The organism is Lysobacter sp. ESA13C (assembly GCF_019970005.1).
GTDB classification, from domain to species: Bacteria; Pseudomonadota; Gammaproteobacteria; order Xanthomonadales; family Xanthomonadaceae; genus Lysobacter; species Lysobacter antibioticus_B.
Genome location: NZ_JAHXYK010000004.1, coordinates 368,719 through 392,394 on the forward strand (window position 1 = coordinate 368,719; position 23,676 = coordinate 392,394).

Consider the following 23,676-nt stretch of genomic DNA (forward strand, 5'->3'; position numbering starts at 1 on the left):
TCGCCGAGGCGACCAGGCGAGCTCGGCCGCTCGATTCAGGCATCGGCGGCTGCGATCGACGAGATGCATTCGCGAGATCGGATGCAGTCGCCGGATGCGTTGCTCGGCGGATCCGCGTCGCGCGTCCGCTGTGCCATGCCGGTGCTTGCGGTTACGCCGGCAGCCCCGCGATCACCTCATGGGCGATGCCGTGTTCGGCGAGGCGCTGCGCCAAACGGTCGCCAGGCGCATTGCGATAGGCATCGCCGGGTTGCAGGCAGACCACGCAATCGCCGGCTTCGACGTGGCGGAGCAATAACTGCCATTGCTGCTCTGCATCGGCCGGCAACGGCCGGCGCGGGGCGTCGCGCCGTGCCAGCACCAACACCGGCGCGGCGACGTCGGGGCCGTACAACAGCACGTCGGCTTGATTGAGCGCACGCAGCGCGCGCAAGGTCAGTTGCCCGGCGTCGCCGCCGCCGGTGCCGACCAGCAGCACCATGCCGCTGCGCGAAACCGCGTCGCTATGTTGCAGGGCCTCCCGGAACGCCTGTTCTGCCTGTTCGCTCTCGCCGCGTTCGAGCAGGCCCGGCACTGGGCCGTCGAGCACCTGATCGAACCAACGCCGCCGTTGCGCGAGTTGCGGCAGCGCCTGCCGGACCGCGTCGCGGTGGCGTTCGAACAGGGCGGCGAGTTCGCCGAGCGAGGGATCGAGCTGCGACTCCAGACGCTCGCGCAGACGCCGGGCCAGCATCGGTGCGGCACCGCCGGAGGAGATCGCGACCTGCAAGGGCGCGCGGTCGACCAGGGCCGGGATCTGGAAGCTCGACAGGGTGGCGTCGTCGACGATGTTGGCCAGGCGCTTGCGGCGCCCGGCCTCGTCGGCGAGGCGCTGATTGAAGGCGTGGTCGTCGGTGGCCGCGATCAGCAGCCAGGCCTGGTCGATCCAGTCCGGGTCGAAGGTCCCCTCGCGGCGCCTCAGCCGGCCCTCGTCCAGCCACTGCTGGAGGGTTTCGTTGAGCGCATGGGCGTGCACCTCGACCCGCGCCCCGGCCTGCAGCAGGGCGTCGATCTTGCGGGTGGCGACCTCGCCGCCGCCGATCACCAGGACCTCGCGGCCGGACAGGTTGGCGAACAGGGGAAACAGCGCCATGCGGGTTCCTGGAGACGGCGGGGGTGGCTCGCGGCCGCTCATGTTGCATGGCAACATGGGGTCGAACTCCGCCAGCCAGGGCTGCAATGCTACGCGTCCTCTTGGTCACCGACACCGACAAGCCGATCGGCCAGCTGCGCAACGCGCTGCTGGCGGCCGGGCACGAGGTGCTGGACGAAGTGGCCGCCACCGGCGCCTTGCTGCGGGCGGTGGAGACGCAGCAGCCGGACGTGGTGATCGTCGACGTCGACTCGCCTTCGCGCGATTCGCTGGAGCAACTGGCGATGCTGCACCAGCACGCACCGCGGCCGGTGGTGATGTTCTCCGCCGACGGCGACCACCAGCTGATCCGCGCCGCGGTCGGCGCCGGCGTCACCGCCTACGTGGTCGACGGGCTGGCCCCGGAACGGCTGGCCTCGATCATCCAGGTGGCGTTGGCGCGCTTCGAGCAGCAACTGCATATCCGGCGCCGGCTCGACGACGTCCAGCAACAGTTGCTCGACCGCAAGCTGATCGACCGCGCCAAAGGCCTGTTGATGGAGAAACGCGGCATGAGCGAAAGCGAGGCCTACGCCGCATTGCGCCAGCAGGCGATGCGCCAGGGCGCCAAGCTGGTCGACGTGGCGCGCCAGATCATCGCCATGGCCGACCTGATCGGATGAGGGCCGCATGACTATCGACGACGACCTGCCGACGCTGACCCTGGGCTACATGCCTCTGATCGATTGCGGGCCGCTGATCGCGGCGGTGCGGCTGGGGCTGGACCGGCGCCACGGCCTACGCCTGGTACTGCGGCGGCAGGCCTCGTGGGCGGCGATCCGCGACAAACTGCTGTCCGGCGAACTCGATGCCGCGCATGCGCTCGCCGGCCTGGTCTACGGCATCGATGCCGGCATCGCCGGTCCGCAGGCCGATCTGGCGATCCTGCTGACCCTCAACCAGAACGGCCAGGCCATCACGTTGTCGCCGCCGTTGGCGCAAGGCCTTGCGGCAGGCCGGCCGCTGCGCGAGTTGTTGGCCGAGCTGCCGAGGCGGCCGGTGTTCGCCCAGACCTTTCCGACCGGCACCCACGCTATGTGGCTGTACTACTGGCTCGCCGCACAAGGCGTCGACCCGCTGCGCGACGTCCGCAGTCTGACCCTGCCGCCGCCGCAGATGCCGGCGGCGCTTGCCGACGGCGAACTCGATGGGTACTGCGCCGGAGAGCCCTGGGCGACTCAGGCCGAAGCGCTCGGCGTCGGCCGGCTGGCGATCCGCAGCGGCCAACTGTGGCCGGGGCACCCGGAGAAAGTATTGGCCTGCCGGCGCGAATTCGCCGCCCTGCAGCCGGAGCTCGCGTTGGCGCTGACCGCCACTTTGCTCGACGCCTGCCGTTGGCTCGACGATGCCGGGCACCGACGGCAAGCGGTGCCCTGGCTGGCGCAACCGGAGGTGATCGGTTTGCCCGCTGCGTCGATCGAAGCCTGTCTGCTGCCGGGCGGCGCCATCGACGCCAGCGGCAGCGGCCTGCGTTTCCACGACGACGGCCGGGTCAACTTCCCCTGGCTGTCGGACGGGCGCTGGTTTTTGCGGCAATTCCGCCGCTGGGGTTGGCTGGCGCCGGCGCAGCCGGACGAAGACGCGACCCGGCTCGGCAACATCCACCGCCTCGACACTTATCGCGAAGCGGCGCAGCGATTGCAGGTCGCGGTGCCGGCCGCCGACAGCCGCCGCAGCCTGCTGTTCGACGGAACGGTCTGGGAATGACGCAGGAGCGGGCGAAGGCGGCCTAGCCGCCGTTCGTCGCAACCGGAGTGCCGTGCGGCCTCAGCCGCCGCCGCGCACGCGCAGGGTCAGGCCCTTGAGGAAATTGCGCAGCAGCTGATCGCCGCAGAGGCGGAAATTCTTGTGGTCGGCCTGGCGGAACAAGGCGGTCAGCTCGGGCTTGGAAATCGGGAAGCCGGCGTCCTGGAAGGCCTGGTGCATGTCGACGTCCTTCAGTTCGAAGGCGACCCGCAGCTTCTTCAACACCACGTTGTTGGTGACGCGTTTTTCCACCGGGCGCTGCGGCTGGCTTTCGTCGCGGCCGCGGTAGTGGAACACCAGCCCGTCGAGAAAATGCGCGAGCACCAGATTGCTGCACTCGGCATAGCCTTCCTCGTCCTCCTTCTTCAGGAACGCCAGAATATCGGCCTTTTCCAGGGCCAGGTTCGGGTCGGCCAGCTTGGCGATCTCGACGACCTTGAGGTCGCTGAGGTCGAGCATGTAGCGGATGCTGCGCAGTACGTCGTTGTTGATCATCGGTGTTCCATGGCGCCGCGCCTGTTGCAGGCGGAGCGTAGCGCGAGTCGGGTTCGGGGTCTTTCGTGGTGCAGGCGGCGCCGGGCGCGAGGCCGGGCCAGCCGCTGGAAAGTCGTGGGTGGGCCATTTTGGCATCCCTGGGCGCGCAGGGGTGAACGGGGGCGTTCAGCCAGCCGGTCGGCGCGGCGGTTTCGCTCCGCCCGTGGCAACCGAATGCTCGAACGGTGCATCCAAGCCCGTATTCGTGTCCGGCAGGGGGCTGTAACGCCGAACGCGAGATCTCGCTCCGCCATCTCGTCGCAACTCCTCAAAGGGCATCCATGACTCGCATCGCGTCCGCGCAATACCCGTTCAACAGCAGGAGCCGTCGTTCGTCGCCGATGTGGGCGACGGCGCTGACCCTGGTCATGGCCTGCGGGACGGCGACCGGCGCGCCGGCATCGTCTGTCGCGCGCACATCCGCCGCGCCGGCCTTCGTCGCGACCATCGAGGCCGAAGTGCCTGCCTTGATGCAGTCGGCCAAGATCCAGGGTGCGGCGGTGGGTCTGATCGTCGATGGCGAACTGGTGTACGCCAAAGGTTTTGGTTTCGCCGATCACGCCGGCCGGGTTCCGGCCACCGCCGACACCGTATTCGTGGCCGCCTCGTTGTCGAAGCCGATCGCGGCCTGGGTGGCGATGAGCCTGGTGGAGCAGGGCAAGATCCGCCTGGACCAGCCGGTGGCCGAGCTGTTGTCGCCTTGGCCGCTGGCCGAAGGCAAGTTCGACCATCGTGCGATCACGTTTCGCCATCTGCTTTCGCACACCGCCGGCACCACCCTCGGCGGCTACCAAGGTTGGCTCGACTTCAAGGAATTGCCGAGCCTGGAGGAATCCCTCGCCGGCAAGACCAACGGACGCGGCGCGGTCGAACTGTTCGCACCGGCCGGCGCGCAGTTTCAGTATTCCGGTGGCGGCTACACCTTGATGCAGCTCGCGATCGAGCGCAGCACCCGGCGCAAGTACTCCGAGCTCGCGCAAGAGTTCGTGTTCGCGCCCTTGGCCATGAAGCACTCCAGCGTGGCGATGACGCCGCAACTGTTGGTCCGTGCGGCGCAAGGCCACGGCGACGATGGCAGCCCGGTGCCGATGCGCTACTACGTCGAGCAGGCGCCCTCGACCCTGAGCACCACGGTCGAGGATTTCTCTCGATGGATGATCGCCGGCATGGAGCAGGCCGATGGAACGACTATCGGCCCGATGTCCCCGCGGCAACTCGCGCAAATGTACGAGCCGGCGAAGCTCAGCACCGAACGCGCTTCCGGCGATGCCGTCTACGGGCTGGGCCATTTCATCCAACGCTTGAGCGACGGCAGCACCGCGGTCGGCCACGACGGCCGCAATCAGGCCGGGTTCCGCGCCAACTTCCTGATGCGTCCGCACCAACGCGACGGCATCGTCTTCTTCAGCAATTCGCGCACCGGTCTTGCGCTGGACCGCATCGTCTGCCTGTGGATGGCGGATGCGACGAAAGCCGATGCCGCGGCGAGTTGCAAGAAATAGCCGGCGGCGTTGCAGCGGATTTGCGCGTAGGCAATCAGCCCGCGATTGCCGACAACTGCGAATACGAAGTTGTCGACGAGCGTGCCAATGAGGCGCGCCAGTCCAGCAGATCGCCGAACTCCTGCGCGAGTTGCGGGTCGCTCCAGCAGCGGCGGTGGGCCGGGCCGAGCGGCGGCTCGGTACGGGCGAGGGGGGCGATGCCTTCGAGCACGACCGCCATCGCGATGTCGGCGTAGCCGAAGCGCTCGAACAGATAACCGCTGCCGGAGCGATCCAGGCCTTCGCGCAGTCGTTCGAGCGCATGACGCAAGGCGCCGGGGACGAGCAGGTGCTGGTATTTCCTGTCGAGTCGGCGCGCGGCATCGCGGGCGACGAAGCGCAGCGGCGGGCGCAAGGGCGCAGGCAGCAGGCCGGCCAGGGCTTCGTCGAGGGCAGGGGGGCTGGCGAGCACGCCGCGCACGACGCGGGTGCGGATTTCGGCGAGCGCGGCCTCGCTGAGTTCATTCCAGGCCGCAATCGCGGCGAAATCGCCGAGGCGGCCGTCGCCGGCCTGGGCATCGGCATGGCGGGCGATGTCCCAGGACCCGCGTACGACCTGCGCATCGGTCAGCAGCACCGGCACCGAAACCGCGCCGGTCCATTGCCGCATCCGCCAGCGCAGCCAGGGTTCGCTGAGGGTGGGGGTGTATTCGCGATAGCCGAAGGGCAGGCCGCAGTGCTCCAGCGCCCAGCGCGCCTTCTGCGTCCACGGCGAGAAGGATTCGCCGACCAAGAGCACTGCGGGATCTGCCGTCATGCGTCTCATCCTGGTTGGAAGGCTTGCCATGGGCTCGGACGGCGAACACCGTACCGGGTCCGCCGATAGGCCATGTTCGCGCAGGCCTGCCGGGCCCGCGGCGGAGTGGTTTGCGGCTGGGCGACTGGGTACAGTAAGGCCTGAGGCCGGCCGAGTATGCAGTGCTCTTCAAGCGAGCAACTGGCCCAGACTCAGGACGAGGCAGGGGAGTGCATTCACGTCCTTGCGGGGCGTTGGGTGCACGGCGGATCGATCCATCGATCGGGGGAAGGGATGTCGCGCAAATTCGCTTGGGCAATGATGTTGGCGATGGTGCTCGTGCTTTGCTCGTGCAAGGTGAGAATCGGACCGGAGAAAGAAGAGCCGGTCAGTGCGGGTACTGAGCAGCAGCAGCGCGAGGTGCTTGCGGCGGCTGAGAAGTTCGCGGATCGGCTGGACAAGGGCCGTTACGCTGAGAGCTGGGAGCTGGTCGGCCCGGTGCTTTTGGCTAGCAGCACGAAGCAAAAATTCACCGGCCACCTGGCCACGATTCGCAAGCCCCTGGGCGCTGCCGGAAAGCGGGAGATCATCGGGTTCGGTTTTCAGAAGAAACTCGATAATGCTCCGCCTGGACAGTACGCGACGATCGCCGTGAAAACCGACTTTGCGAAGGTCGGAGGCGTGAAGGAAACTTTCGTGTTCGAGCAGGCCGGCAAGGACTGGAAGCTGGTCGGTTACTGGTTGTCGAAGAAGCAGACGCTCTCGTTCAATCCATCCAAGTAAGACAGGTCGGCGCGTGAGCCGGATTGTGATTACCCGAGGCAAGCGATGAAATACGTCCTGGCACTGTTCGCCCTGCTGCTGGCGGGCGCAGCTTGCGCTACTTCCGTACCTCTCAAGCCTCTCGAAGAGATGGTCGGGGAGGCGGATCACGTCGTGGTCGCGACGGTTGAGTCGGTGGACATGGTCGGCGGCCGTGGCGAGCCGATTATCGATCCAAAGGCGCGCACTGGGCCGGGATCGAAGAACCGGATGCGCTTCAATCTGCGGGTCGAGGAACTGTTGTTCACCCGTTCGCCGGTGCTGCCGCCGGCCTTGCGCGTGCCGTTGTGGTCGGCCTGGCATTACGAGCTGGGCGACATCCAGGAGCAGGTGACGGGTTCGACCGGCATCTTCCTGCTCAAGGGCGACGACTACCAACCGGTGTACCCGGCCGATTTTCAGCGTCCGCTCGACGAGCGCGAGCAAATCGAGCGCCTGTTGCAGTCCCGGTAAGCGCGGGACTCCGCAGCGACCCGTTTGGCCTTACGGCTTCGGCCTTAATGGCCCTGTTTCGCCGTCCACTGCGCCGCTATTTTTCCGGCAGGCACAGGAGGACGGTCGGATGAAGCAGATCGGCTACGCGCTCGGCGCCGCGCTATTGGCGGCGGCAATGGTCATGGCCCCGGTGGCGATGGCGACGCAGGACACGCCCAAGACGACGAAGCCGGCCGATCTGTCGGGCCTGCGCGATTTCGATTTCTTGAACGGCCATTGGAAGACCAAGCACCGGCGGCTCAAGCAACGCTTCGTCGGCAGCAGCGAATGGATCGAGTTCGACGGCAGCTTCAGCCAGCGCCCGTTGATGGACGGGTGGGGAAACACCGGCGACAACGTCTTCAACCTGCCTGGTGGTGCCTATCGCGGGGTCAGCCTGCGTGCCTACGACGCCCAGACCGGGCAATGGACGGTGTGGTGGCTCGACGGACGCAATCCCGGCGACGACCTGAGCCCACCGAACAAGGGGCGCTTCGAGCGGGGTCTCGGGCGTTTCTTCGCCAAGGACACGATGCAAGGCAAACCGGTGCTGGTGCGGGTGACCTGGTCGCAACCCAGCCCGGACGCGCCGCGTTGGGAGCAGGCGTTCTCGATCGACGACGGCAAGACCTGGGAGCTCAACTGGGTCACCGATTTCATCCGCGTCGATACCAAGACCGCCGCCGCCGACTGAGCCGGCGCGGTCCCGTAGCCAGGCTTCTTCACGAACTCGATGACAACGCCCATGACCGACTCGATCGATCGCCGACGCCTGCTGCAATGGTCGCTCGCGGCGGTTCCCGGCTTGATGTTGCTCGGCACCGCTGCCGGCGCCGAAAAGGCCACGAAGGAGAATGCACGCCGCGCCGGTGCCGAGCGCGACTTCGATTTCTTTCTCGGCAGTTGGGACGTCAAACATCGTCGCCTCAAGAAGCGGTTGGCGGGCAATAACGACTGGGAGGAATTCGAAGGCAGCACCCGTTGCCAGTCCCTGCTCGGAGGCATCGCCAATATCAACGACAGCGTGTCTTATCGGGCCGGTGGCGTGTATCGCGGCATGGGTCTGCGCGCGTTCGATGCCAACAGCCAGACCTGGGCCGACTGGTGGCTGGACGGCCGCAACCCGGTGAAGATCGACACGCCTGGCATCGGACGATTCGAAGGCCGTGTCGGTACCTTCTTTTCCGAGGACCTCCACGACGGCAAGCCGGTACGGGTGCGCGGTGTGTTCACCCACCTCAGCGACAGCCGCATGCAGTGGGAGCAGGCGTTTTCGCCCGACGGCGGTGCGACCTGGGAGACCAACTGGGTGATGCGCTATACCCGGACCGCGTAAAGCAAGGGGCGGACTCTCGTTTCCTGTCAGTGTCGTCGGCTGAGTAAGCGATCTGTCCTGGCTGTCGTGATCGAAACTTTCGCTGGATCACGCTGAAGCCGCGCCGATCGTATTCGGCGCGGCTTCGTCGTCTGTTCGATTTCTGCTTGCGGCCGATTCCACACTGCAATACAGACGCGCGGTAGCGTGCAGATGCCGCTGTCGAATGTTCGCGCATGAACCATGCGCAGTCATCGGCCCCAATGTCGTAGCGCACTTGCATTCGCTTATCGATCACACGGGGATGGTTTGCTCGTCATATCTATGTGTGCCGAAGATCACAGGGATGCACGGCTTTGAGTGTGCCAACTTTACTAGAGTTGATATTTTCATAAGCGAATTGTGTACTGCATCACGTTTTATTTTGTAAGCTGGGTTTGAGACCTAGCACGGCTGTGATGCCTGCGAAGTCGGGCAAGGGCATAAGGAAGTGTGCCAGCCATTGGGCGTATCGCTTGTACAGGCTTCGGCTTGCTATCGGCGACACGGTTTCTCCAGGGCCTGCGAACGGAATCGCGACTAGTCAATCGAGCTGCAGATGATCCGTCAGCGGAAGGTTCGCATGAGTATCCAAATCGTCGGTCGTAATACGGTCGTTCCGGCAGCGCCGAGCATCGAACAGGCAAAGCCGCAAGCGGAAGCGCCGAGCACCAAGGTCATACACAGCACCGTTTTCTCGGGGCTGGGCGTGGGCACCCAGGTGACCTTGATCGTGCACAGCGACACCATGAGCGACCAACACGTCTCCCTGCTGCACGACAATTGTCTGAAAGCGTTGGAGCGAGCGGCCCGGTCGGTATGCGAGGAAGTCGCAGCGGCTTGAGGCGGTTGTTGTGCAGTCGACGCGCTAGTCGGGAGGAGGGTGCTTTTACCCAAAGTTCCGGCGCCGCTGGCGTTGCTTGTGCCTCTGCCGTTGCTAATGCTTTTGCCTGTGCCTGTGCCTGTGCCTGTGCCTGTGCCTGTGCTGTTGCTGTGCGTCGCCAAGCACTCGCGAAGGCAAACGAAGATCCGGAGGGCGGCCCGCATGGATGCGGGCCGTTTTTCATCGGGACAGGGATGTCCCGTATGAAAAATCCCCGCGGATGCATCGCTCGTGCGGGCCGGTGATTCAAAGAAAAGCATTTTTCTTTGGTTACCTTTCTTTTGTTGCTTATGACAAAAGAAAGTAACCCGCCGCTTTAGTGGCGGAAGCTCTTAGCGTTTGATCCTGATCTTACTTGAGCGATGCGCCGCAAGACCGAAACGACGCGGTCGCGGCTTGTGACCGAAGGAAATCCAGTAGGGCGCCGCTCCTACTCTTAGATGCCACGACCACGCGTCTCAATCTCTCGTCGCTTCCGGCTGGAGGCCAGGGTAGGAGCGACGCAAGTCGCGACCGCGTCCTGTCGTTCTCCGGCGTTTCCGGCCGTAGGATAGCGAAGCAACATCAAGTGCAGAGCTTCCGTCCGCTGACGCGGCCGGGTTACTTTCTTTTGCTAAGCCCAAAAGAAAGGTAACCAAAGAAAAGGGCTTTCCTTGCAAGGGCACAGGCCACGAGTGCGATGCTGTCGCCGGGATTTTTCGATAAGACGTCCCTGTCTTATCGAAAAACGGCGCACGTCCTGTGCGCCGCCCTCCGGGTCTCCATTGGACCGGTAAAGCGAGAGCCACAGCCAGAGCCACAGCCAGAGCCGCGGCCTGAAATCGGTACTCGCTGCATGGATCTGCCCGGGCATAGCCAAAACCGCCATCCGCTCGGGACGCTGGCCCAAGCGGCAAAGACACCGAACCTACACCTCCGATGCTGCGTTGCACAAACATGGTGCAAGCCCGCTCGATTTTGGAGCGCGACGCTCCCCAGGCACCGAGCGCGCATCCGTATCGCTCACCCAAGTGACTGAAATCGTGACGAACGCAGCTCGTTCGCTTCGATGCGCATAGTTGGCACGGCTATTGCGTAGCCTAGTAGGCGGGTGCAACGGCGCATCCGCGACAACCTGATTCCGGCAGACGGGCCAACGGCGGTCCGGCCTGTCGAAGACAACGGCGTCTTTCCGGTGCGAACCGGGAAGGCGCCGTTTTCGTTTCTCCCCCTCACGGCCGCTGCGGGACGCCTGGATCGGGCGTCCGCCGCGGCCCCGTTCGGAGATTGCGCGGATGGATCGATCCTTCTGGCGGGCCGGGCATACGCCCACGCTGTTGTCGGCTTTTCTGTATTTCGATTTGAGCTTCATGGTCTGGTACCTGCTCGGGCCGATGCAGGTGCAGATCGCCCAGGCGCTGCATCTGGATACGCAACAGCGTGCCTTGATGGTGGCTGCGCCGATTCTCTGCGGTGCGGTGTTGCGCTTGTTCCTGGGGATGTTCGCCGACCGCGTCGGCGCCAAGCGCGCCGGCTTGATGGCGCAGGCGGTGGTGATCGCGGCCTTGTTGGCAGCGTGGTGGCTCGGCGTCGACAGTTTCGCCCAGGCCTTGTTGCTCGGCTTGATGCTCGGCGTCGCCGGGGCGTCGTTCGCGGTCGCCTTGCCGCTGGCCTCGCGTTGGTACCCACCCGAGCATCAGGGCACGGCGATGGGCATCGCCGGCGCCGGCAACTCGGGCACGGTGCTCGCGGCCTTGTTCGCACCGGCGTTGGCGGCCGCGTTCGGCTATCAGAACGTGTTCGGCCTGGCCTGCATTCCGCTGGTGCTGGTGTGGGCGGTGTTCGCGGTGTGCGCCAAGGACGCGCCGGTCGACACGCCGAGCAAGCACTGGGCCGATTACGGCCGGGTGCTGGTCGGCAACCGCGACTCGTGGTGGTTCATGCTGTTCTACGCGATCACCTTCGGCGGTTTCGCCGGCTTCGCCAGCGCTTTGCCGGGTTATTTCCACGACCAGTTCGGCTTCGAGCCGAAGATCGCCGGCTGGGCGACCGCGGCCTGCGTGCTCGCCGGCTCGGTGATGCGGCCGCTCGGCGGTGCTATCGCCGACCGCATCGGCGGCACCCGCACCTTGCTTGCGGTGTATCTCGCGGTCGCGACCCTGGTCGCCGTCGCCGCGCTCGGCATCGGCGGCCCGGTCGCAACCGTGGCCTTGTTCGTACTCACTCTGCTATGCCTGGGCGCCGGCAACGGCGCGGTGTTTCAACTCGTGCCGCAGCGCTTCGGCGCCGACATCGGCCTGATGACCGGCTTGATCGGCATGGCCGGCGGCATCGGCGGGTTCTTGCTCGCCGCCGGCATGGGCGTGCTCAAGCAACACACCGGCAGCTATGCGCTCGGCCTGTGGCTGTTCGCCGGTTGCGCGGCGTTGGCCTGGGGCTTGCTGGCGAGTCTGCGTCATCAGTGGCGCCACCGTTGGGCGGCGCTCAGCGCCGCGCGCGTCTGAACCGGTCCCGGAGCGAACCCATGAAGAAACCCAGATTGGTGGTGGTCGGCAACGGCATGGCGGGCGCACGCACCCTCGAAGAGTTGTTGAAGCTGGTCCCGGACATGTACGACATCACGGTGTTCGGCGCCGAGCCGCATCCGAACTACAACCGCATTCTGCTGTCGCCGGTGCTGGCCGGCGAGCAGGCCTTCGACGACATCGTGCTGAATTCGCTGGCGTGGTACGCCGAGCACGGCATCCGTCTCCATCTGGGCAAGGAAGTCAGCCGCATCGATCGGGTGCGGCGTCGGGTCATCGCCGCCGACGGCACCGAGGCCGAGTACGACCGCCTGCTTATCGCCACCGGTTCGCTGCCGATCGTGCTGCCGGTGCCGGGCAAGGACCTGAAGGGCGTGATCGGCTACCGCGACATCCACGACACCCAGGCGATGATCGACACCGCCAAGGTCAAGCGGCATGCGGTGGTGATCGGCGGCGGCCTGCTCGGGCTGGAAGCCGCCAACGGCCTCAAGCAGCGCGGCATGGAGGTGACGGTGGTGCACCTGGCCGGCTGGCTGCTGGAGCGCCAGCTCGACCCGGTCGCCGGGCAATTGTTGGAGAAGTCGCTGACCGAGCGCGGGCTGAAGTTCCGCCTCAACACTGCGACCCAGGAACTGATCGGCAACGAGCAGGGCGAAGTGACCGCGGTGCGCTTCTCCGATGGCAGCGAAGAGCCGGCCGACCTGGTGGTGATGGCGGTCGGCATCCGCCCGAACATCCAGTTGGCCCAGGCCTCGGGCATCCACTGTGCGCGCGGCATCGTCGTCAACGACTCGCTGCAGACCTTCGACCCGCGCGTCTACGCCGTGGGCGAATGCGTCAGCCACCGCGGCATCGCCTACGGCCTGGTCGCGCCCCTGTTCGAGCAGGCCAAGGTCTGCGCCAATCACCTGGCGAACTACGGCATCGGCATCTACAGCGGCTCGGTGTCCTCGACCAAGCTCAAGGTCACCGGCATCGACCTGTTCTCGGCCGGCAACTTCATGGGCGGCGACGGCAGCGAGGAGATCGTCCTGTCCGACCCGGCCGGCGGCGTCTACAAGAAGTTGGTGATCAAGGACGACCGTTTGATCGGCGCCTGCCTGTACGGCGATACCAACGACGGCGGTTGGTACTTCAAGCTGCTCAAGGACGGCAGCCGCATCGACGACCGCCGCGACCAGCTGATGTTCGGCGAGAAAGCGCTCGGCGATTCCGGCACCGCCGGGCAGAACCGCGCCAGCGCCATGACCGACCGCGACGAGGTCTGCGGCTGCAACGGCGTGTGCAAGGGCACCATCGTCAAGGCGATCAACGAGCAGGGTTTGTTCACCGTCGACGAGGTCAAGAAGCAAACCAAGGCGGCGAGTTCCTGCGGCTCTTGCACCGGTCTGGTCGAGCAGGTCCTGATGAATTGCCTGGGCTCGAACTTCCAGGAAACCCCGAAGACCAAGGCGGTGTGCGCCTGCACCGACCACAGCCACGGCGACGTGCGCAAGGCGATCCGCGAGCACCGGCTGTACACCCATGCCGCGGCCTACGCCTTCCTGGAGTGGCGCACGCCGAACGGCTGCGCGACCTGCCGGCCGGCGATCAACTATTACCTGCTATCGACCTGGCCGCGCGAAGCGGTCGACGACCCGCAGTCGCGCTTCATCAACGAACGCGCCCACGCCAACATCCAGAAAGACGGCACCTTCTCGGTGATCCCGCAGATGAAGGGCGGGGTGACCAATGCCGGCGAACTGCGGCGCATCGCCGACGTCGCCGACAAGTACGCGGTGCCGATGTTGAAGGTCACCGGCGGCCAGCGCATCGACCTGCTGGGCATCAAGAAAGAAGACCTGGTCGATGTGTGGAAAGACCTCGGCATGAATTCCGGCCACGCCTACGGCAAGTCGATCCGCACGGTGAAGACCTGCGTCGGCAGCGAGTTCTGCCGCTTCGGCACCCAGAACAGCACGCAGATGGGGATCGACCTGGAAACCATGCTCGCCAACATGTGGAGCCCGCACAAGGTCAAGTTGGCGGTGTCGGGCTGCCCGCGCAACTGCGCCGAATCCGGGATCAAGGACGTCGGCATCATCGCCGTGGACTCGGGCTGGGAAATCCACATCGGCGGCAACGGCGGCATCAAGACCGAGGTCGCGCGCTTCCTGGTCAAGGTCAAGACCAGCGACGAGGTGCGCGAATACACCGGCGCTTTCCTGCAGCTGTACCGCGAAGAGGCCTATTACCTCGACCGCACCGTGCATTACATCGCCCGCGTCGGCATGGACTACATCGTCCAGCGTGTGGTCGAGGACGCGGCTAACCGCAAGGCCTTGTTCGAGCGCCTGCTGTATGCGCTGGAAGGCTTGCCGGACCCCTGGGCCGCGCGCATCGCCGGGGCGCGCCCGCGCGAGTTCCAGCCGCTGCGCATTCCCGCCACGCTCGTCGACGCGGAGGCCTGAGCCATGGAATCGACTGCCTCCTGGCTGCGGGTATGCCGGCTCGACGACATCCCGGTGTTGGGCGCGCGGGTGTTGGAAATGGCCGGGGCCGACAACATCGCCTTGTTCCGCACCGCCGGTGATCGCGTGTTCGCGATGGTCGACCGCTGTCCGCACAAGGGCGGGCCGCTGTCGCAGGGCATCGTCGCCGGCGACAGCGTCACCTGTCCGCTGCACGGTTGGAACATCGCCCTGGCCAGCGGCGAAGCCTGCGCGCCCGACGTGGGGTGCGCGCGCAAGTTCCCGGTGCGCATCGACGGCGACGAGGTGTGGCTGTCGCTCGACGCCACCGCGCGGAGCGAGGCTTGATGGAAGATCTGGCGCTGCACGAGGAGATCGACACGGTGCCGGCGGCGGCGCCCGAGTTGCGGCGCACGCGCACGCGTTCGATCTGCTGTTACTGCGGGGTGGGCTGCGGGGTGTTGATCGATGCCGAACACGGCCCCGACGGCAGCCGCATCGTCGGCATCGAAGGCGACCCCGAGCATCCGGCCAATCAAGGCCGGCTGTGCACCAAGGGCCGCAGCCTGCCGCAGACCGCGAGCAGCCTGAGCGGGCGGTTGTTGGCGCCGGAACTGCGCCACCTGCGGCAGGAGCCGCGCCGCGCGGTCGATTGGGCGCTGGCGCTGGATACGGTGGCCGACCGCCTGGCCGGCATCGTCCAGCAGCACGGCCCGGATGCGGTGGCGTTCTATATCTCCGGGCAATTGTTGACCGAGGATTATTACGTCTTCAACAAGCTCGCCAAGGGCCTGCTCGGCACCAACAACATCGACACCAACTCGCGCCTGTGCATGTCGAGCGCGGTCACCGGCTACAAGCTGGCGCTCGGCGCCGACGGCCCGCCGACCTGTTACGAAGACCTGGAACTGGCCAAGACCGTGCTGTTCGCCGGCAGCAACATGGCCTATGCGCACCCGGTGTTGTTCCGGCGCCTGGAAGCCACACGCGTGCGCGACCCCGAGGTGCGCTGGATCGTGATCGACCCGCGCCGCACTGACACCGCGGCGATGGCCGACCTGCATCTGCAGATCCAGCCCGGCACCGATGTGGCGCTGTTCAACGGCATGCTGCATCACTTGATTTGGGAGGGGCGGGTCGATGCGGCGTTCATCGCCGAACACACCAACGGCTATGCCGAACTCAAGCAACTGCTGCGCGACTACACCCCGCGTATGGCCGCCGAGTTATGCGGCATCCCGGTCGCCGACCTGATCCAGGCGGCGGACTGGTTCGGCCGCGACGCTGCGGCGTTGTCGCTGTACTGCATGGGCCTCAATCAGTCCGCGCACGGCACCGACAAGAATCTGGCCCTGATCCATCTGCATCTGGCCACCGGCCAGATCGGCAAGCCCGGCGCGGGGCCGTTCTCCCTGACCGGCCAGCCCAATGCGATGGGCGGGCGCGAAGTCGGCGGCATGGCGACCATGCTCGCCGCGCATCGCGAGATCGGCAACGACGCCGACCGCGCCGAACTCGAACACCTGTGGGGGCTGCCCGGGCACAGCCTGTCGGCCAAGCCCGGTCTGTCGGCGGTGGCCTTGTTCGAGGCCTTGCGCAGCGGCCGGGTCAAGGCGGTGTGGATCGCCTGCACCAACCCCGTGCATTCCATGCCGGACATCGGCCAGGTGCGCGAAGCGCTGCAACAGGCCGAGTACGTGATCGTGCAGGAAGCCTTCCGCAACACCGACACCGTGCCCTATGCCGACGTGCTGCTGCCGGCGACGAGCTGGGGCGAAAAAGAAGGCTCGGTGACCAACTCCGAACGGCGTATCTCGCGGGTGCGTGCGGCGGTGCCGGCGCCCGGCCAGACCAGGCCGGACTGGTGGATCGCCAACGAAGTGGCGAGGCGCCTGGAGGCGCGCTTGGGGCCGCCCGGCGTCGCACCGTTGTTCGCGTTCGATGGGCCGGCGCAGATCTTCGACGAGCATCGCCGCCTCACCGTCGGTCGCGACCACGACATCGGCGGACTCGACTACGCACGCCTGGACAGCCAGGGGCCGCAGCAATGGCCGTTCCCGGCCGGCGCCGCGCAGGGGCAGGCGCGGCGCTACGGCGATGGCGTGTTCGCTACCGCCGATGGCCGCGCGCGCTTTCACCCCACGCCGTATCGGCCGGTGGCCGAAGCGACCTCGGCGCGTTTTCCGCTGCGTCTGTTGACCGGCCGCTTGCGCGATCAATGGCACGGCATGTCGCGCAGCGGAAGAGTGCCGGGCCTGTTCGCGCACAGCCCCGAACCGAGCCTGCGCATGCAGCCGCAGGACGCGGCACGTCGCGGGCTGGCGCACGGCGATCTGGTCAAAGTGATTAGCAAGCGCGGCGAATTGGTGCTGCCGCTGGAACTTTCCGACGAGGTCGCCTCCGGCACGGTGTTCGCGGCGATGCACTGGAGCGGGCAGTTCCTGTCCAGCGGCGGCATCAACGAGGTGAGTCAGCCGGCGGTGGATGCGCGTTCGTTGCAGCCGGAGCTCAAGCATGCGGCGGTGCGGATAGAGAAAGCCGAATTCGCCTGGCATCTGCTCGCGGCCCGGCGCGGCGATGCCTTGAGCCTGCAGGCCGCGGTGCAACCGCTGCTCAGGGATTGCGGCTTCGCTGCGATCACCCTGAGCGCCGATGGCCAGGTCGACGGGCGCGATGGCGAGGGCGTTGACGATTCCGCCTGGCTGGTGCTGCGCGCCGCCTTCGAGAATGTTCCGCCGAGCGAGTGGCTGGAGGCCTTGAGCGAAGCGCTGCAGTTGCACGCCGGCCGCGACACCCTGGAGTACCGCGACGCGCGCCGCGGCCTGTTGAAGCGGGTGTCGTGGCGCGCCGATTGCGACGACAACCGCATCGACGGCCTGCTGTTGACCGATGCGCAGCGCGACGGCGCCGGCGAGAACCTGCTCGATTCGGCTCTGTCCGGGCGTGCCTGGAGCGGCTCGCGCCTGGCGGTGTTCGCGCAGTCCGGCGGTGGCGGCGCGCGCGATGCGGTGGTGTGCAACTGCCTGCAGATCCGCGAGTCGAGCATCCGTGCCGAGATCGCGCGCGGCGCCGGCGTCGCCGAACTCAAACAACGCCTGGGTTGCGGCACCGTCTGCGGCTCCTGCGGGCCGCAACTGAACCAGCTGTGCCGCCAGGCGGCGCAGGCGTGATCGCGAATTCCCGGGCCATCACTACGGAGTCATCATGGATCGCATCGTTTCCGACTCGTTCCGGCGCGCACCCAGCGAAGTGGTGTTGCTGTCGGCCGGCCCCGGCGACCTGGAGCTGCTGACGATCAAGGCCGCGAAAGCGCTCGCCGCCGCCGAGGTGGTGCTGCTCGACGAATTGGTCGACCCGCGCATCGTCGAACTGGCGCCGCTGGCGCGAGTGATCCGCGTCGGCAAGCGCGGCGGTTGCCGTTCGACCCCGCAAGCTTTCATCTGTCGCTTGATGCGCCGTTATGCACTGCAAGGGCAGCGGGTGGTGCGGGTCAAGGGCGGCGACGCGCTGTTGTTCGGCCGGGCCGGCGAAGAGATCGATTTTCTGCGACGCGCCGGCATCGAGGTGCGCATCGTCAACGGCATCAGCGCCGGTTTCGCCGCCGCGGCGAGCCTGGGCGTGTCGCTGACCCATCGCGATCACTGCCACGGCATCACTTTCGTCACCGCGCATACCCACGACCACGGCGAACCGGACTGGGCCGCGCTCGCGGCCACCGGCACCACCCTGGCGATCTACATGGGCATGAGCCGGATTGCGAACGTCGCGAACGGCTTGCTGCGGCATCTGCCCGCGCAGACACCGGCGGCGATCGTGCAGGGCGCGAGCCAGGACGGCGAAACGCGCTTGTTGACGACATTGGAGCGATTGGCCGGCGACGCCGCGGGCATCGGTATGGGTACAGGCGGCGGCCGGCCGGGTGTGATCCTGGTCGGTGCGGCGTTGGCCGCAGCGCGCGCTAACGCTGCGAACACCCTTGCGGGTCGAGTCGGTCTGGCCTAGAAGAATTGTGTCGACCGGTACAAATCTTCGCGTCTGCCGTTGAGATCGCAATCGTTATTCGAGCCGATCCGTACCGAAACAGAATGCGTTGACTAGCGCAAATACTCGTGTCTGCAGTTGAATTCGGGCTTGCGCTGCGTGTTTTTATTCGTACATGCTTCAAGTGCTCGACGGTGTCGGGCATGCGCTGACGTCATGGTTTACGGATGTGCGCATCCAGGACAACTGTGTATTTCTCAGGAGATCTTCCATGCCGACGTCCGATCCAAGCGGCTCCTCTTCCGGATTTCTGTCGGGCCTGTTTGGCCGCTTCCAAGGTCAACCGCGGCCCACGCCCGAGCCGGTGCAGCCGCAACGTCCCAAGCTCGATCCGGTCAGCGCCGCGGCGATCATGGAAGACGGCTACCAGCCCAAGAGCACCGGCAAGACCGGCGATTGGCAGCGCGTCGACGACGACATGCTGAAGAAGCTCAATCTGGACCCAGGCAAATTCCACAGCAGCCCCAGCGGCATGCATGCGACCTTGTATCGCAAACCCGGCTCCGCCTCCGAGTCCGAAGGGTTCGTGCTGGATTATCGCGGTACCGCCCGACTCGGTGATTGGTCGGCGAATTTCCGCCAGGCCCTCGGCATGAAGAGCGCGCAGCACGAGGAGTCGATGACGCTCGGCAAGGAAGTCAGCGCTGCACTCGGTCCGAGCCTGGTCGGGGTGACGGGGCATTCCAAAGGCGGCGGCCAAGCGCTGCTGGTCTCACACGCGATCGGCGTCGATTGCGTCACCGCGAACCCGGCCTGGCCAAGCCAGGGCACGCTCAAGGCCTACGGTTTCAACCCCGAGACTTTTCACAACGGCAAGGGCGGCCCATCGGTGACCAACCTGGTCGTCGGGGGCGAACCCTTACAGAGCCTGCAAAGCACTGGCGCGGTCTCGCTGGTGCCGCCCAGGCAGGGAACGGAGTTGCAGGGGCCGAAGTTCGAGTTCAAGCCTCAGCAGCACAGCGGTCTGCGCGGTCACGAGCCCGGCGACGACCCGGACCTGGACATGGCGCGTTCCATGTTCGCAGCCATGGATGGGAGCAAGCATCTGCTCAAGTTGCACGGCATCGGAACGGTGCGCGACGCGCTGCAGAATCGCGAGGTCGCCGAGTTGGCCGACATCGCGCAGAAACGCGGGCTGTCGAAGGTCGATCACATCGTTGCGGAGAAAGACGGCGGCAAGGGCCATTTCCTGGTCGAGGGCAAACTCGGCGATCCCAGCGCGAAGTACGCCAAAGTCGAGGGCGCCTTGCCGAGCGGTGTCTTGGGCCAGCAGTTGATCCAGAGCATCAACCAGCATGAAACCTTGAATCGTCAGCAGACTCCGCTACAAGTGGCGATCCAGCCGCATACGCGCTACGTCTGAGGCGCGCGCCATGTCTCAAGGACGCCGGTCTTAACCGCACCGGATCCGGGCGCTGTCGGACGCGCGTATCGAGCCGCGGCGGCGGTTCGGTCCGCGCAGCGCAGCGCAGCGCACGCCGGCGTGCAGGCCGGTGGCCTTCACGGTCACGCGGCCGGCGTCCGCGTGTTCCGGTCCCACCTATTTTTCCGTCCGTTTGCGTTTCGTCGTCGTAGTTTTCTTGGCCACGGCGGTGTCCTGCGGCGCGCGCTTGACCGTCTTGACCGTGCCGACGGTGGTGTCGCCGGACACCGCGTCGTCGAAGCGTTCTTGGGTACCGCAGCTGCGGTCGGGGTAGACGACGCAGGTGCAGGGGTCGACCCCCGTCATGCCGTCGACGTTAAGGCCGACGAAACCGAGCGGAGCGTAGCGGTGTTCGACCCCGAGCGGCGGCCGCAGTTCGGCGACGCCGCCGTTGCGCGGCCATTCGATGTCGCCGGTGGCGACGCGCGCCGGAATCAGCCAATAGTCGCCGCTGCGATACTCGCCGTCGGCGGCGAAACGGATCTGGATGCCGTCCTCGAGCGCTATCCAGTACAGCTCGCCGGGCTTGAGTGGCTTGCCGTCGTCGGGCTTGTCCACCGGCACTGCGCCGTCGACGAGCGCGATGTCGCCCGTACCGACATGGTCCCAGCGCCGTACCTTGGTCGTCGCATTGGGGCTGCGGCCCTGGGCCTGGGTCAGCGTCAACACGTTGCCTTCGACGCCGCTGATCTGGCTCAGCTGGCCGGGACGGCCGAGCAGGTCGTCTTGTTCGTCGGTGATCTCGACCCATTGGCGCTCGCGGAAGTCGCGCGCGTTGGCGACTTCGAGCTTGTCGCCGCCGCCGCCGATCCAGCGCGTCAGCACGCTGCCGTTGTCGCGCGACCATTTGAAGGTGGCGCCGAGGTTGCCGTTCTCGTTGCCGCGATGGATCTCGACCCGGTACAGATGGTTTTCGGCGCCGCGATACGCCGAGTCGGGGTCGGTGACACAGGGGTCGTCGAGGCGCGGCAGTTCTTGCAACTGCGCGGCAAGTTTCGGCCGTTGCCGATCGAACAGCAGCAGCGGCGCGGGGCAGGCCGAGCGATAGTCTTCCTCGAGTTGGTCCAGGCCCTGTTGCAAGCGTTCGATTTCCTGTTTCAGGCGCTCGCGCTCGGCTTCGTCCTGGGTTTGCTCGAGGCGTTCGTTGAGGACTTCGATGCGCTCTTCGAGCCGCTCCTGGATCGTCTCCAGTTTCAATGCGCGCACTTGCCAGATCACCTGGCGCCGGCTGCAGGTGTCGGGCCCGCCGAGTGCGACCTCGCGCAGCTGCGGCATTTCCACCGCGGTGAGATGGCGCTCCCACACGTCCAGATAGACCCAGAAACGGCTGTCGTCCTGGTTCGAGGACGATTCCAGCCACGACCGCAAGGGATCGCCCGAGCCGGGCTGCTCGCTGGCCGCCGCCGGGGTGAAATGCGGCTGCGCCAGATAATCGCTGCCGTCGCATTCGCACAGCACGCCGTCCACGTAATAGCGGCCGGCGCCGATCCGCAGCGAGCGCTTGCCGTCGTGCTGCTCCAGGGTCAGCCCGAACCCGGGTGTTCCGGCCGGCGCGGCATAGGGGCCGAACACGTCGCGGGCGAGCGTGCGCAGCAGATGCAGCAGGATCGCGCCTTGTTCGTTCGGGTCGGCATCTAGGGTGACCCGGCCCTGTTGCAGCAGGACCTGGCTGAAATGATGGCGGGGATCGAAGCTCGCCCGTGAGAAGTCGCCTTTCATAGCTGCTTTCCTTCCAGGTCAATCGGCGAAGAGAAGTCCGACGGTCATGCCGGCCGGGGTGTATTGGTCGAGCCGCGCGCGCAGGTTGGCCTCGCGTTGCGGCTCGTAGAGGTGGTGGTAGACGCCCATCTGCGATTCGTCGTCGGCGCCGCGCAGGATCTCCGGCGCGCAGTGATCGAGCAGCCGCGCATAGCCGGGCCGGCCGTAGCGGCGCGAGCGATAGCGCGGCCGCACCCGCAGGCGTTCGGCGGCGATCTCGCGCTGCTCCAGCGGCGCCGGCAGCTTGCGTTCGCGCACCGCGGCGATCGCGCCATCGGGTTGGCAGCGGTAGCGTCGCGGCGTGCGGCAGTGGCAGGGCACGTGGCTGAAACGCACGCAGCCGATCTGGCGGCGGGCGACGTTGAGGCAGTCGTTGAACAGGCAGTTCTCGGCCAATTCCAAGGCATGCGCCTCGATCGTGCCGAACACGGTGCAGCGAAGCAGCTTCAGACGCGCATGCGCGACCACCGAGGTCGCCGCGCCGATCGCTTCCTGGCGCGGGCCGGCGGCATCGACGATGCTGTCTTCGATCGTCAGCGGCATCGGATCGCTGCCGACCTCGTCCTGCTGGACCTGGATCGAGCCGACGATGCTGCGTTCGATCCGCACTTTGGCGCGCAAGTTGTACAACTCCAGGCTGGGCTCGGCCGGGCGGTCGGGTTCGCAGCCGCAACCGATGCCCCATCCGGGTACCAGGGTGCAGTGGCGGATCGACAGCTCGGCGGCGCAATCGGGTTGCCGTGCGGCCTGTTCGGCGTAGGTCTCGGGCTCGCGCGGCGCGGACACATGCAACGGCCGTCCGGTCAGCAGGATGCCGTCGAGAGCGAAGCGGCTGCCGACGTCCATCTCCACGGTCAGCGCATCGGCCAGGTCGGTCTGCCAGTCGATCAGGCGGATCACCGGACGCACACCGTTGGCTGCGCGCAAGCTCAGCGACTGCCCCGGTCGCAACCGGATATGCAGCGGTTCGACCCAGACTCCGCTGTGGATCAGTTCGATCACCGCGTGCTGCGGCGACTGTTCCTGCCACAGGCGCAGGGCGTCGGCGATGCGCGGCACCGGCGCGGGGGCGTCGGCCGAAGCGTCGTGCGCGCCGGACTCGCCGACCCGATACAGGCGGTAGTCCTGCGCCGGTCGGCGCATCGTCCGCCGGTACTCCCCGCCGCCGAGGTCGGCGGCGAAGCCGTAGTGATAGCTGACGCGCACGCCTTTCTTCGGAATCTGGTTCGGCGGGAACATCAGCCGGCCGAGCACCGGATCGATCGCGACCTTGCCGCGCGGCACGCGATAACGCCAGCCGCTGAGGTCGGCGACCACGATCGCGCCGACCGGGAGCGGTTCGTTGGCGTCGTGGCCGGCCCAGCGTTCGGCCCACACCGCCAGGCTCTTGCCGATGCCGTATTCGTCGTCGAGATGCCGTTCCAGGGCACGCCGACGCAGCGGCATCGGCAGGTTCTCCTCGCCGGCGAGATGGTGGCGGTCCGGTTCCGGGCGCGGCTTGCGGTACAGCGGCGCGTCCTGCCCCAGCACGCTGAAGGTGAAGCAATGCGGGCCGGCATCCTCGACGCAGTAGGCGGGTGTGCGGGTGACCGGATAGCTGCGCATGCGCCAGGCGAACACGCCGACGCTGGGGATGTTGTAGCGCCCCGGGCGACGCGGCGAAGCGATCCGGCGCACGTCGACGCTGTGCGCAAGCGGGTCGAACGGCCCGCCGCACAGATCCAAAGCGGCCATATCGCGCAGAGAAGCAGTGCCGAGCCGGTGCAGGTGCAGGTGATCGAGGTTTTGGGCACGGTCCAGGCGCTGGAAGAACTCGACGGCGCGCGCCGGCCAGCCGGCGACGTCGCGGGCCAGGTCTTCGAGCAGGGCGACCGTGCCTTTGCGGCGACGATGCTGGATCGACTGGGCGACCTCGCGCCGCGGCACCAGCGCGCGTTCGAGTGCGCGCCCGGCTTCGTCGCGGCGCTGCACCGGTGCGCCGGCGGCGTCGACCGGGCGATAGCCGATCAGATCGGCGAGGTAGGGCACGACCCAGTCGTCGGCGGTCTCGATGAACCAGTTGTCGTACAACTGCGCGATATCGTCCTCGACCAGGTTCATCTGCTCGGCGATCACACGCAGCAAGGCCTGCAGCGGATAACCCTGTTCGATGTCGCGGATGCGGTGGATCGTCGGCAGCAGCCGGTACAGGCGGTCGATGCGCGGTTCGATGTGCAGCGAAGGGATGTCCATGTCG

At 66.6% G+C, this 23,676-nt stretch carries 19 protein-coding genes; 14 read left to right on the top strand and 5 right to left on the bottom strand.

The window, feature by feature from the left end; genetic code table 11:
• Positions 1-151: 151 nt before the first annotated feature.
• Positions 152-1,132, bottom strand: coding sequence for an NAD(P)-dependent oxidoreductase (locus LC490_RS10520; protein ID WP_223620157.1), 981 nt, complete (start codon positions 1,130-1,132; stop codon positions 152-154).
• 86 nt (positions 1,133-1,218) lie between these two features.
• Here LC490_RS10520 and LC490_RS10525 point away from each other — a divergent pair, with 86 nt between their 5' ends.
• Both LC490_RS10525 and LC490_RS10530 read left to right on the top strand, forming a co-directional pair.
• Positions 1,219-1,794: an ANTAR domain-containing protein gene (locus LC490_RS10525; RefSeq protein ID WP_223620158.1), complete on the top strand. Its 576-nt coding sequence runs from the start codon at positions 1,219-1,221 to the stop codon at positions 1,792-1,794.
• A gap of 7 nt (positions 1,795-1,801) precedes the next feature.
• Positions 1,802-2,878 (top strand): CmpA/NrtA family ABC transporter substrate-binding protein, encoded by a 1,077-nt coding sequence (locus tag LC490_RS10530; protein ID WP_223620159.1) that lies wholly within the window; start codon positions 1,802-1,804, stop codon positions 2,876-2,878.
• Positions 2,879-2,938: 60 nt separating this feature from the next.
• Here the strand turns inward: LC490_RS10530 and LC490_RS10535 are convergent, their stop codons facing one another.
• Positions 2,939-3,412: a DUF1456 family protein gene (locus LC490_RS10535; protein ID WP_031372738.1), complete on the bottom strand. Its 474-nt coding sequence runs from the start codon at positions 3,410-3,412 to the stop codon at positions 2,939-2,941.
• Between the two features lie 320 nt (positions 3,413-3,732).
• On the opposite strand from LC490_RS10535, the gene LC490_RS10540 reads away from it, so the two are divergent.
• Positions 3,733-4,953 carry a serine hydrolase domain-containing protein gene (locus LC490_RS10540; RefSeq protein ID WP_223620160.1) on the top strand — a complete coding sequence of 407 codons (1,221 nt, stop codon included), beginning with the start codon at positions 3,733-3,735 and terminating at the stop codon, positions 4,951-4,953.
• A gap of 34 nt (positions 4,954-4,987) precedes the next feature.
• Here LC490_RS10540 and LC490_RS10545 read toward each other — a convergent pair whose 3' ends face one another.
• Positions 4,988-5,749, bottom strand: a complete 762-nt coding sequence (locus LC490_RS10545; RefSeq protein ID WP_223620161.1) for a glutathione S-transferase N-terminal domain-containing protein — start codon at positions 5,747-5,749, stop codon at positions 4,988-4,990.
• 273 nt (positions 5,750-6,022) lie between these two features.
• On the opposite strand from LC490_RS10545, the gene LC490_RS10550 reads away from it, so the two are divergent.
• The 11 genes from LC490_RS10550 (at position 6,023) to LC490_RS10600 (ending at position 19,622) form a co-directional block, all read left to right on the top strand.
• On the top strand, positions 6,023-6,511 hold the full coding sequence (locus tag LC490_RS10550; RefSeq protein ID WP_031372741.1) for a DUF4019 domain-containing protein: 489 nt from the start codon (positions 6,023-6,025) through the stop codon (positions 6,509-6,511).
• A gap of 45 nt (positions 6,512-6,556) precedes the next feature.
• Complete coding sequence (locus tag LC490_RS10555) at positions 6,557-7,003, top strand: hypothetical protein (RefSeq protein ID WP_031372742.1); 447 nt, start codon at positions 6,557-6,559, stop codon at positions 7,001-7,003.
• Positions 7,004-7,112: 109 nt separating this feature from the next.
• Complete coding sequence (locus tag LC490_RS10560; RefSeq protein ID WP_200875850.1) at positions 7,113-7,718, top strand: hypothetical protein; 606 nt, start codon at positions 7,113-7,115, stop codon at positions 7,716-7,718.
• A 51-nt stretch (positions 7,719-7,769) separates the two neighbouring features.
• Positions 7,770-8,360 carry a hypothetical protein gene (locus LC490_RS10565; protein ID WP_200875851.1) on the top strand — a complete coding sequence of 197 codons (591 nt, stop codon included), beginning with the start codon at positions 7,770-7,772 and terminating at the stop codon, positions 8,358-8,360.
• A gap of 601 nt (positions 8,361-8,961) precedes the next feature.
• Positions 8,962-9,222, top strand: coding sequence for a hypothetical protein (locus LC490_RS10570; RefSeq protein WP_152566283.1), 261 nt, complete (start codon positions 8,962-8,964; stop codon positions 9,220-9,222).
• A gap of 1,352 nt (positions 9,223-10,574) precedes the next feature.
• The gene (locus tag LC490_RS10575; RefSeq protein WP_223620231.1) at positions 10,575-11,744 is read left to right on the top strand and encodes a nitrate/nitrite transporter; all 1,170 of its coding nucleotides are present in this window, start codon (positions 10,575-10,577) and stop codon (positions 11,742-11,744) included.
• A 20-nt stretch (positions 11,745-11,764) separates the two neighbouring features.
• Positions 11,765-14,218: a nitrite reductase large subunit NirB gene (nirB, locus tag LC490_RS10580; protein ID WP_223620162.1), complete on the top strand. Its 2,454-nt coding sequence runs from the start codon at positions 11,765-11,767 to the stop codon at positions 14,216-14,218.
• A gap of 3 nt (positions 14,219-14,221) precedes the next feature.
• A complete protein-coding gene (gene nirD / locus LC490_RS10585; RefSeq protein WP_031372318.1) occupies positions 14,222-14,566 on the top strand; it encodes a nitrite reductase small subunit NirD in 345 nt (114 codons plus the stop codon).
• Positions 14,566-17,388: a nitrate reductase gene (locus LC490_RS10590; protein ID WP_223620163.1), complete on the top strand. Its 2,823-nt coding sequence runs from the start codon at positions 14,566-14,568 to the stop codon at positions 17,386-17,388. The genes nirD and LC490_RS10590 overlap by 1 nt, the downstream gene beginning before the upstream one ends.
• 79 nt (positions 17,389-17,467) lie before the next feature.
• On the top strand, positions 17,468-18,220 hold the full coding sequence (gene cobA, locus LC490_RS10595) for a uroporphyrinogen-III C-methyltransferase (protein ID WP_223620232.1): 753 nt from the start codon (positions 17,468-17,470) through the stop codon (positions 18,218-18,220).
• A 163-nt stretch (positions 18,221-18,383) separates the two neighbouring features.
• The gene (locus LC490_RS10600; RefSeq protein ID WP_223620164.1) at positions 18,384-19,622 is read left to right on the top strand and encodes an XVIPCD domain-containing protein; all 1,239 of its coding nucleotides are present in this window, start codon (positions 18,384-18,386) and stop codon (positions 19,620-19,622) included.
• A gap of 177 nt (positions 19,623-19,799) precedes the next feature.
• On the opposite strand, the gene LC490_RS10605 is transcribed toward LC490_RS10600, so the two are convergent.
• Complete coding sequence (locus LC490_RS10605; RefSeq protein WP_223620165.1) at positions 19,800-21,401, bottom strand: DUF6519 domain-containing protein; 1,602 nt, start codon at positions 21,399-21,401, stop codon at positions 19,800-19,802.
• Between the two features lie 18 nt (positions 21,402-21,419).
• On the bottom strand, positions 21,420-23,672 hold the full coding sequence (locus LC490_RS10610) for a hypothetical protein (RefSeq protein WP_223620166.1): 2,253 nt from the start codon (positions 23,670-23,672) through the stop codon (positions 21,420-21,422).
• Positions 23,673-23,676 lie beyond the last annotated feature (4 nt).